At 62.3% G+C, this 9,996-nt stretch carries 8 protein-coding genes and 1 pseudogene; 6 read left to right on the forward strand and 3 right to left on the reverse strand.

The genetic code is table 11. The features are described from left to right. The first annotated feature begins 252 nt into the window (after positions 1–252). The 3 genes from ACK5L9_RS21885 (at position 253) to ACK5L9_RS21895 (ending at position 3,552) form a co-directional block, all read left to right on the forward strand. Positions 253–2,112: an extracellular solute-binding protein gene (locus ACK5L9_RS21885; RefSeq protein ID WP_416913572.1), complete on the forward strand. Its 1,860-nt coding sequence runs from the start codon at positions 253–255 to the stop codon at positions 2,110–2,112. Positions 2,113–2,238: 126 nt separating this feature from the next. Beyond that, complete coding sequence (locus ACK5L9_RS21890) at positions 2,239–2,556, forward strand: hypothetical protein (protein ID WP_416913573.1); 318 nt, start codon at positions 2,239–2,241, stop codon at positions 2,554–2,556. Between the two features lie 105 nt (positions 2,557–2,661). Continuing rightward, positions 2,662–3,552: a S8 family serine peptidase gene (locus tag ACK5L9_RS21895; RefSeq protein WP_416913574.1), complete on the forward strand. Its 891-nt coding sequence runs from the start codon at positions 2,662–2,664 to the stop codon at positions 3,550–3,552. A 77-nt stretch (positions 3,553–3,629) separates the two neighbouring features. Here ACK5L9_RS21895 and ACK5L9_RS21900 read toward each other — a convergent pair whose 3' ends face one another. Further along, positions 3,630–3,824 carry a DUF1127 domain-containing protein gene (locus ACK5L9_RS21900; protein WP_416913575.1) on the reverse strand — a complete coding sequence of 65 codons (195 nt, stop codon included), beginning with the start codon at positions 3,822–3,824 and terminating at the stop codon, positions 3,630–3,632. 313 nt (positions 3,825–4,137) lie between these two features. On the opposite strand from ACK5L9_RS21900, the gene ACK5L9_RS21905 reads away from it, so the two are divergent. Then, positions 4,138–6,420: an NADP-dependent malic enzyme gene (locus tag ACK5L9_RS21905; protein WP_416913576.1), complete on the forward strand. Its 2,283-nt coding sequence runs from the start codon at positions 4,138–4,140 to the stop codon at positions 6,418–6,420. Between the two features lie 29 nt (positions 6,421–6,449). On the opposite strand, the gene ACK5L9_RS21910 is transcribed toward ACK5L9_RS21905, so the two are convergent. Further along, positions 6,450–7,340: a rhodanese-related sulfurtransferase gene (locus ACK5L9_RS21910; protein WP_416913580.1), complete on the reverse strand. Its 891-nt coding sequence runs from the start codon at positions 7,338–7,340 to the stop codon at positions 6,450–6,452. Positions 7,341–7,451: 111 nt separating this feature from the next. Between ACK5L9_RS21910 and pncA the strand changes: the two genes are divergently transcribed. Further along, positions 7,452–8,051, forward strand: a complete 600-nt coding sequence (gene pncA, locus ACK5L9_RS21915; RefSeq protein ID WP_416913577.1) for a bifunctional nicotinamidase/pyrazinamidase — start codon at positions 7,452–7,454, stop codon at positions 8,049–8,051. A gap of 8 nt (positions 8,052–8,059) precedes the next feature. On the opposite strand, the gene ACK5L9_RS21920 is transcribed toward pncA, so the two are convergent. Continuing rightward, positions 8,060–9,031, reverse strand: a complete 972-nt coding sequence (locus ACK5L9_RS21920) for an NAD(P)-dependent alcohol dehydrogenase (RefSeq protein WP_416913578.1) — start codon at positions 9,029–9,031, stop codon at positions 8,060–8,062. Between the two features lie 119 nt (positions 9,032–9,150). On the opposite strand from ACK5L9_RS21920, the pseudogene ACK5L9_RS21925 reads away from it, so the two are divergent. Beyond that, positions 9,151–9,996, forward strand: a pseudogene (locus ACK5L9_RS21925) (nicotinate phosphoribosyltransferase); the annotation flags it as partial.

A 9,996-nucleotide genomic window follows, 5' to 3' on the forward strand; every position in this document is an offset into this window, starting at 1 on the left:
CTGTTTCCTGTACGCGCGCCATCTTGCCGTTGCTTCCGGCCGCGTCGGCACCATGGTGAAAAAAAAGCGCCCGCACAAGGCGGGCGCAAGTCATGAGGCAGGTTTCATACAGGCAAGAAACCTATCGAGCAGTGTCCTATTTATACGCGAAGCGTCGCCCGAGTCCAACCTAGAAGTTGGGCGCGCCATTGACGCATGACTTCCAAGGCTGTTGAAATCCCCGGCAAAGCAGGAATGCAAAGGCAGGCGGTGATGCGAATCTTCAAAAACCTTAACAAACGCGCGATCAAACGGGCCTTGATGCCAGTGGGTCTGACGCTTGCAACTGTTGCAGCAATGCCGCTGGCAACCCTCGCGGAACCAGCGCATGGCATTGCAATGTATGGAGAACCTGCGCTTCCGGCCGGTTTCGATCACCTTCCCTATACGAATCCCGACGCGCCGAAGGGCGGGGCGATTCGCCTGGCCGAGCCGGGGGGATTCGATTCGCTGAAGCCTTGGGTTCTGAAAGGTAACTCGGCCTGGGGCGTCGGCGTTCATGTTCCCGAAACGCTGATGTACCGGTCAACTGACGAGCCTTTTACACTTTATGGTCTGCTGGCCGAGTCGGTCGAAACCGATCCCGGTCGCACATGGGTGGAATTTACCCTGCGCCCCGAGGCGCGGTTCTCGGATGGCTCGCCCGGGACGGTCGAGGATGTGATGTGGTCCTATGAAACGCTGGGAACGGTTGGTCATCCGCGCTATGCCACCGCCTGGGCCAAGGTCGCCAGGATGGAAAAGACCGGCGAACACAGCCTCCGTTTCACCTTCAGCCAGCCTGATCGCGAACTGGCCCTGCTGATGGGCATGCGCCCGATCCTGAAGAAAGCCCAGTGGGAGGGAAAGGATTTCAGTGAATCGGGGCTGGAGGCACCCATCGGTTCCTCGCCCTATGTGGTGGACAAGGTCGATCCCGGCCGCTCGATCACGTTCCGGCGCAATCCCGATTATTGGGGCAAGGATTTGCCGGTGAATATCGGTCGGAACAATTTCGACACCATCACCTATGACTATTTCGGCGATTCGAATGCCATGTTCGAGGCGTTCAAGGCCGGCGAGGTGAATGTATGGCGCGAGTTGTCGCCGCTGAAATGGGATAGTGAATACAATTTTAAGCTGATTTCCGAGGGCAAGGTCGTCAAATCCGAAATCACGAATGAACGACCCTCGGGCATCATCGGCCTGGTGATGAACACCCGCAACCCGCTGTTTGCCGACTGGCGCGTCCGTCAGGCGATGATCGAGGCGTTCAACTTTCAGTTCATCAACGCCACATTGAACGGCAGCAAAGAGCCCCGGATCACCTCGTATTTCTCGAACTCGCCCCTGAGTATGGGAACCGGCCCCGCCGAGGGCCGCGTCAAGGAACTGCTTGAGCCTTTCGCCGCCGACCTGCTACCCGGCACGCTGGAAGGATATGCGCTGCCGGAAGGCGGCGACAAGGCGCTGGACCGGCGGGGGATACGAACCGCGCTGAAACTGCTGACAGAGGCCGGCTGGACGGTGACGGACGGCAAGTTGCAAAATGCCGAGGGCAAGCCCTTCGATTTCGAGATCATGCTGAACCAGTCGGGCAGCGCCATGCGCACCGCCTCGGAAACGCAGCAGATCGTCGATATTTATATCGAAGCGCTGCGAAATCTGGGCATGAACGCCACCGTCACCCTGCTGGATTCGGCGCAATATGTCGAAAGGACCAATAATTATCAATTCGATATGACCTGGTATGAGCGCGGCCTGTCGCCGTCGCCCGGCACGGAACAGACGCTGTACTGGGGCCATCAGGGCGTGAATCAGCCCGGTTCGAGGAACTGGATGGGCATGAACAGCCCCGCTGCCGAAGCGATGATTACCGAAATGCTAAGCGCGACCACGCCCGAAAATTTCACCGCCGCCGTTCAGGCGCTGGACCGTATCCTGACCGCCGGGCGCTATGTCATCCCGGTCAGCTATTCGCCCGTCTCGCGACTGGCCCATTCAGCAGATCTGCATTATCCTGCCACACAAACGCTCTATGGCGACTGGCCCGGCTTCCTGCCCGAGGTCTGGTGGCAGGAGTCCGCGAAATGAAGGTAATCATGACACTTGTTCTGGTCGGCTGCGTTCTGGCCGGCTGCAACACCGTCGCCGGGGTCGGCGAAGACATATCGGGCACGGCACGCTGGTTCCAGCAGGGCCTTCCAAGGAGCTACTGACATGAAATGGCGCCATGTCGAAGAAAACTGGTCCGCCTTCTACGATGCCATTCAGGACAGATGGCCCGAGACGGACGAGGCCGATCTGGACGAAGTCGATGGCGATCAGCGCGCCTTTATCGCCTACCTGTCCCGTGTGACCGGTCAGGACAGCGCCGACATCCGCGAGGAATTGCGCGAATGGCTGTCGGGCGAACTCCCGTCTGATGTGGTGATGGACCCGACCCATGACAATCATTCGATCACGCTCAGTTCGAAATACGTGAACGAGGGCGAGGACGAATATGACGATGACGCGCGCTTTGGCGACGACGACTGACCCCTATCCTTTTGAGAGGGGTAGCTATCCAAGTTTTCAACTTAAGATTGTTCTTCCTTCGGGCTATCCTTTGTAACCAGAGGATTAACCAAAAGGAATTTGCCCATGCTTTTCGCGATCTCGGTCAGGTCAATTCTGGCCGCCGCATCCATGGCTGTCGCGGCTTTGGCCGTTCAGGCACAAGAGCTTCGGCCCTGGATGCACCCCGAGATCGCCGAAGCGTGGCAACAAGGCTTCAAGGGTCAGAATACCACTGTCACCTTTGTCGATGATTTCAATGGCACGACCCGGCTTTCCGGCATCCTCGGCGACGCGACCGAAGCGCATACCCATGGCGAATGGACCAGCATGGAAACGGGCATGCTTGCCACGGATGCATCGGTTTCCCGGCACGATTTCAGTAACACCTCCGCCGTCACGCTGGTCGGCGGACGGCTGAACACCCTGAACCTCAGCTATGGGATGATGGCGCAGGCCGGCTATTCCCGCATGCGGTGGAACAGTCGGGAAAGTTCGATCATCGCCGCCGCGCGCAGGGCCACCGCCGTAGTCGTTAAATCGGCGGGAAATGACGGCGTCGCCATCGCCACCGTGAACAAAAGCGGTAAACTTGACTATTTGAGCCGCGATCTGATCGGCGCGGACACGGCGATTTTCGTCGGCGCGCTGACCGCGCACGGGACCGTGGAAAACCCCACCTCGATGGCATGGTATTCGAACTATGCGGGCAGCAACACCATGGTGCAGAGCCATTTCCTCGTGGTCGGCGTACCGGGCAACCTGACCGGCCTTCAGGGCACCTCTTTCGCCGCCCCCGCTGTCAGCGCCTATGCCGCCATTCTTGGCAGCAAATTCGCCTCCGCGACGCCCCACGAGATTACGTCACAGCTGCTGAACACCGCCCGCTCTGATACCATCCGCAGCTTTGCTCCGAATATTCACGGTCGGGGCGAGGCCAGCATCTTGCGCGCGCTTGCGCCGGACATGATCAGATAGAAGGAAAGATACCGGACATGAAAAAACCCCCGCGCTTGACCGCCGGGGGTTCGTTCATTCGGCCCTGCCGCTCTGGCTTAGCGGTCGCCGCGTGCGATCCGCACGATATCGCCACGGCACAGACCGATATCGGCCAGCTCACGGTCGGAAAGATCGCTTAGTTCGCGCATCGTGATGCGGGCCTCTTGCCAGGACGCGAACAGCGCACGGATGCGGGCGATCAGGCCGGGGCCGCCCACGGAATAGCTGCGATACGTGTCGGTGACAGACATGTTATTTCCTGCTTTCACTGTTGCCCGCTCATCGGGCCGGTTTCGGATGACACGGATATAGATTTCGCAGTTGCAGAAAACCACGGACATTACCGCAAATCCGGCTTGCAATTGCTGCATGTCACTTAACCATGATCCCCCGCCGCATCGCGGCATTCGCCGCCGGATGCGGCCTTTTCCGTTAACGATTGCTTCCCCTGCGGCAGCCTGCCACGGCACGAAAATCGGGCCGGACTGCCCGTCCCGGTACGAATGCCGTTGAGACGCTTGTCACGGCGCGCTAATCACATTGAACGCCGCTCGGGAGGAGCACATGAGCAACAAGAAAAAACACCGCAACGCCAGGATCACGCCGGAAGAAGCGCTTGCCTACCACATGGAGCCGCGGCCGGGGAAATACGACATCGTCGCTTCGACCCCGATGACGACGCAGCGCGACCTGTCGCTGGCCTATTCGCCCGGCGTCGCGGTCCCGGTCGAGGCCATCGCCGCCAAGCCTGAAACCGCCTATGACTACACCACCAAGGGCAACATGGTCGCGGTCATCTCGAACGGGACGGCGATTCTGGGCTTGGGAAATCTGGGCGCGCTGGCCAGCAAACCGGTGATGGAGGGCAAGGCGGTCCTGTTCAAGCGCTTTGCCGATGTGAACGCCATCGATATCGAACTGGACACCGAGGACGCGGACGAAATCATCAACGCCGTTCGCCTGATGGGCCCGACCTTCGGCGGCATCAACCTTGAGGACATCAAGGCCCCCGAATGTTTCATCATCGAACAGCGCCTGAAAGAGATGATGGACATCCCCGTCTTTCACGACGATCAGCACGGCACGGCGGTGATCTGCGCCGCTGGCCTGCTGAACGCGCTGGAACTGTCGGGCAAGAAGATCGATGAGGTCAAGATCGTCCTGAACGGCGCGGGCGCGGCGGGGATTGCCTGCCTGGAACTGCTGAAATCCATGGGCGCACGGCATGACAACTGCCTGATGTGTGACACCAAGGGCGTGATCTACAAGGGCCGTACCGAGGGCATGAACCAATGGAAATCGGCCCATGCCGCCGTGACCGACGCGCGCAGCCTGGTGGATGCGATGAAGGGCGCGGACGTGTTCCTGGGCGTCAGCGCCAAGGGCGCGGTGACGCAGGACATGGTCTCGTCAATGGCCGAAAATCCGGTCATCTTCGCCATGGCCAACCCCGATCCCGAAATCACCCCCGAGGACGCGCATGCCGTCCGCCCCGACGCGATCGTCGCCACCGGGCGCAGCGACTATGCCAATCAGGTGAACAACGTTCTGGGCTTTCCCTATCTGTTCCGGGGCGCGCTGGACATCCATGCCCGTGCCATCAATGACGAGATGAAGATCGCCTGCGCCCGCGCCTTGGCCGAACTTGCGCGCGAGGATGTGCCCGACGAGGTCGCCGTCGCCTATGGCCGCAAGCTGCAATTCGGGCGCGACTATATCATACCCACGCCTTTCGATCCCCGGCTGATCCATGTCGTTCCGCCCGCCGTGGCACGGGCAGGAATGGATACCGGCGTTGCGCGCCGCCCGATCATCGACATGGACGGCTATATCCAGTCGCTCAAGAACCGCATGGACCCGACCGCCGCGATTCTTCAGGGCATCCATGCCCGCGCCCGGCAGAAACAGGCCCGGATGATCTTTGCCGAGGGCGACGACCCCCGCGTCTTGCGCGCCGCCGTGGCATGGCAGCGCGGCGGCATGGGGCAATCGCTGGTCGTGGGCCGCGAGGCCGAGGTCAAGGCCGAGCTGGAGGCCTTGGGCATGGGCGAGGCCGCGCGCGAGATCACCGTGGTCAATGCCGGCAATTCGCGCCACCTTGAGGCCTATCACGAATTTCTCTACACCCGCTTGCAGCGCAAGGGCATCGACCGCGAGGATGCGCACAAGCTGGCCAATCGCGACCGGCATATCTTTGCCTCGCTGATGCTGGTCCATGGGCATGGCGACGGGCTGGTGACGGGGGCGACGCGCAAGAACGCCCCGGTGCTGGCCCAGATCGGCAAGGTCTTTGACCTGCGTCCGCAGGATGGCGCGGTGGGCATTACCGGCGTGCTGCACAAGGGACGCATCGTGCTGATCGGCGACACGCTGGTCCATGAATGGCCCGAACCCGAAGATCTGGCCGACATCGCCACGCGGGGCGCGGCGGTGGCACGCGGGCTGGGGCTGGAACCGCGCGTGGCCTTTCTGTCCTTCTCGAATTTCGGCTATCCGGTCAGCGAACGCGCGATCAAGATGGCCGAGGCACCCAAGGTTCTGGACCGGCGCGGCGTCGATTTCGAATACGAAGGCGAAATGACGGTGGACGTGGCCCTGAACCCCGATTCCGCCGCGCGCTATCCGTTCAGTCGGCTGACCGGGCCGGCCAATGTGCTGGTCGTTCCGGCACGGCATTCGGCCTCGATCTCGGTCAAGCTGATGCAGGAAATGGCGGGGGCGACGGTGATCGGGCCGATCCTGACCGGCGCGTCGAAACCGATCCAGATCTGTTCAACCAATTCGACCGTGAACGACATCCTGAACATGGCGGCCATCGCGGCGGGCGGGCTTGGACAAACCGCCTGAACGAATGCTGACCAGCGGTTCTCTGCTGGTCAGCCACCCGCGCGCAGGGCAGCCAGATCGAATTGCCGCTGACGTTCGCGAAAGCGGGCACGATCCTCGTCGGAATATTCGTCGGCGCAGCGATGGCAGCAAACACCCTCTTCATATTCGGGGCGCTGCACATCCTCGGGGGCCAGCGGGCGGCGACAGGCATGGCACAGGGCATGCCTCCCCTGCCGCAGGCCATGACCAAGGCTGACGCGCTGGTCAAACACGAAACACTCGCCCCGCCACAGGCTGTCCCCTTCGGGCACATCCTCAAGATATTTCAGGATGCCACCCTTCAGGTGAAACACTTCTTCGACACCCTGCGACAGCAGATAGTTCGTCGATTTTTCGCAGCGGATGCCGCCGGTACAGAACATCGCAATGCGCTTGTTGTGGAACCGATGGGCATTGGCCTGCCACCATGCCGGAAAATCGCGAAAGCTTCGGGTCTGCGGATCGACAGCGCCCTGAAACGTGCCGATCTGCACCTCGTAATCATTGCGCGTATCGATCACGGCGACATCGGGCGCGCTGATCAGCGCGTTCCAGTCCGCAGGCTGGACATAGCGGCCAACGGAGGCGGCCGGATCGACATCGGGCTGACCCATGGTCACGATTTCACGCTTGAGCCGCACCTTCATGCGGCCAAAGGGCATCGCCGCCGCGCCGCTTTCCTTCCATTCCAGCCCGGCGCATCCCGGCAGGGCGCGGATATGGGCCAGCACCGCGTCGATACCCGCGCGATCGCCCGCGATGGTGCCATTGATCCCCTCGCGCGCCAGCAGCAACGTGCCCCTGACGCCACCCGAATCGCAGACGGTCTGCAACGGCCCCCGCAGCGCGGCGGGGTTGGGGAAGCGGGTAAAGTGATAAAGCGCAGCGACGATCAGCATGGGCGCGGCATAAGGCGGCGCGCCCGCTGTGGCAAGGGTCGCAAACGGGTCGGGCATTGACGCGGGGCGCGGGGCTTTTTACCCATATTGCGCAACAGACAGGAGGTGCGGATGCCCGGCAAGGCCCTGATCGTCATCGACATGCAGAACGATTTCTGCCCGAGCGGCGCGCTGGCCGTGGCGGGCGGCGATCAGATCGTCCAGCCGATCAACGCGCTGATGCCCGGTTTCGACGCAGTGATCCTGACCCAGGACTGGCACCCCGCCAATCATGCCAGCTTTGCCGACAACCACCCCGGCACCCAGCCTTTCAGCGTGACGCAGATGCCCTATGGCCCGCAGGTTCTGTGGCCGCGCCATTGCGTCATCGGCAGCGCGGGGGCCGCGTTTCACGACGGGCTGGACATGACGCGCGCCGATATGGTGATCCGCAAGGGCTTTCGCCCGCAGATCGACAGTTATTCCGCGTTTTTCGAGAATGACCACCACACGCCGACCGGGCTGGCCGGCTATCTGCGCGAACGGGGCTTGCGCGATCTGACTTTCGTGGGGCTCGCCCATGATTTCTGCGTCGCCTGGAGCGCGATGGACGCCGCCGCGCAGGGCTTTTCCGCGACGGTGATCGAAAGCGCGACCCGCGCCATCGACCTTGAGGGCAGCCGCGACAAGGCACGGACAGCAATGCGCGCGGCGGGGGTGACGCTGGCCTGACCGCCGGGTCAGCGGCCCATCTCGATCACCGTATTGCCCAGTTTGTGACCACCTGCGGCCAACCGGTGCGCCTCGACGATCTGCGACATCGGCATGCGCGCGCCGATCAGCGGCAGGAAATCGCCCTCATCGGCCATCAGCGCAAGGGTTTGCAGATCGACGCTGCGTTCGGGGGCCGCGCCGCACAGGATGCGCCGCCCCTGCCCCAGCCGCAGCACCATGGCACCCAGCATCTGCGGCAGACTGGCATGCACCTTGCACAGCCGCCCCTTGGCGGCCAACCAGTCGCGCGCATGCCCAAGTCCGACGATTCCCGCGCAATCGACGATGACATCCCATTGCCGCGACCCGTCGGGCGGCGCGTTTGGCGGTATCAGGTCGGTAAAGCCCAGTCCCTGCAAAATCTCGGTCTTGTCGGCACCCGCAATCGCCGTCACCTGCCCGCCCATCGCCCGCGCAATCTGGATCACCGCACTGCCGACCGCGCCCCCGGCCCCGGTCACAAGGACCGATTCGCCCGATTGCAGATCGGCCCGGTCGCGCAGGAAATACAGGGCCGTCGTCCCGCCAAAGGACAGCGCGGCGGCCTGACCGAAATCCAGCCTTTCGGGCTTGGGCGACATCGCGCCATCAGCCTTCATGACAATCAGCTCGGCATGGGCGCCCATGCGGGCACCGGGCATGGCGACGACCTCTTGCCCCTCTTGCCAGCCATCGACTCCCTCGCCCGTGACCAGAATCACGCCCGAAAGCTCGGTCCCCAGGATCTGCTGGCGCGGCGCGCGGATGCCAAAGATCAGACGCCCCAGAAGGTGAAACCCGACAGGGAAATCCATCGCCCGGATGCGGTGATCGGCCGAGGCAACGGTGCTTGCGCGCACCCTGATCAGCACCTCGCCCTGTTGCGGAACGGGATCGGGCAACGCGACCAGTCGCACCACCTCGGGCGGTCCATAAGCTGTGCAGATGGCAGCCCTCATTGTGCCTCCCTCGCGGTTTGCGGCCAAGCGTACGCACGCTGCGCGCGATTTGGCAAGCGGGGCTTGCAAGGACCCGCCGATCCGGGCACCAATCGCATACTGGTCAAGAGGAACGGATCATGGTCGATATCGCCACGCGCGTCTATAATCGGAAATGGAAGATCGACCCGATCGTCAGGTCGCTGATCGACACAGATTTCTACAAGCTGCTGATGTGTCAGTCAGTCTTTCGAAACCGGCCCGATACAAGCGTCACCTTCAGCCTGATCAACCGCAGCAAGAACATTCGCCTTGCCGACCTTGTGGACGAGGGCGAATTGCGCGAACAGCTTGACCATGTGCGCGGCCTGTCGCTGAGCAGGGGGGAAAGCACGTGGCTGCGCGGCAACACCTTCTACGGCAAGCGCCAGATGTTCCGCCCCGACTTCATGGAATTTCTCGAAGGACTGCGCCTGCCCCCCTATCATCTGGAAAAGCGTGACGGCCAGTATGAACTGACCTTCGAAGGCCGCTGGCCCGAGGTGATGCTGTGGGAAATTCCAGCCCTCGCCATCCTGATGGAACTGCGCTCGCGCGCGGTTCTGAAGGAAATGGGCCGGTTCGAATTGCAGGTGCTTTATGCCCGCGCCATGACGCGGCTTTGGGAAAAGGTGCAAGCGCTGCGCGAATTGCCCGATCTGCGCATCGCCGATTTCGGCACGCGGCGGCGGCACAGCTTTCTGTGGCAGGACGGGTGCGTGCAGGCGATGATCGAGGCGCTGGGTCAGGGCTTTACCGGCACCTCGAACTGCCTGAGCGCCATGCGCCGCGACATCGAGGCCATCGGTACGAACGCGCATGAACTGCCCATGGTCTATGCCGCGCTGGCACCGGACGACGCGGCGCTGCACCGCTCCCCCTATGAGGTTCTGGCCGACTGGCACGAGGAACATGACGGCAATCTGCGCATCATCCTGCCCGACACC

It is taken from the genome of Paracoccus sp. (in: a-proteobacteria), assembly GCF_047973135.1.
Classification (GTDB): Bacteria; Pseudomonadota; Alphaproteobacteria; order Rhodobacterales; family Rhodobacteraceae; genus Paracoccus.

Coding starts and splice junctions, on each gene's coding strand:
- ACK5L9_RS21885 (WP_416913572.1), top strand. CDS start 253: ATGCGAATCTTCAAAAACCTTAACAAACGCGCGATCAAACGGGCCTTG.
- ACK5L9_RS21890 (WP_416913573.1), top strand. CDS start 2,239: ATGAAATGGCGCCATGTCGAAGAAAACTGGTCCGCCTTCTACGATGCC.
- ACK5L9_RS21895 (WP_416913574.1), top strand. CDS start 2,662: ATGCTTTTCGCGATCTCGGTCAGGTCAATTCTGGCCGCCGCATCCATG.
- ACK5L9_RS21900 (WP_416913575.1), bottom strand. CDS start 3,824: ATGTCTGTCACCGACACGTATCGCAGCTATTCCGTGGGCGGCCCCGGC.
- ACK5L9_RS21905 (WP_416913576.1), top strand. CDS start 4,138: ATGAGCAACAAGAAAAAACACCGCAACGCCAGGATCACGCCGGAAGAA.
- ACK5L9_RS21910 (WP_416913580.1), bottom strand. CDS start 7,340: ATGCTGATCGTCGCTGCGCTTTATCACTTTACCCGCTTCCCCAACCCC.
- pncA (WP_416913577.1), top strand. CDS start 7,452: ATGCCCGGCAAGGCCCTGATCGTCATCGACATGCAGAACGATTTCTGC.
- ACK5L9_RS21920 (WP_416913578.1), bottom strand. CDS start 9,031: ATGAGGGCTGCCATCTGCACAGCTTATGGACCGCCCGAGGTGGTGCGA.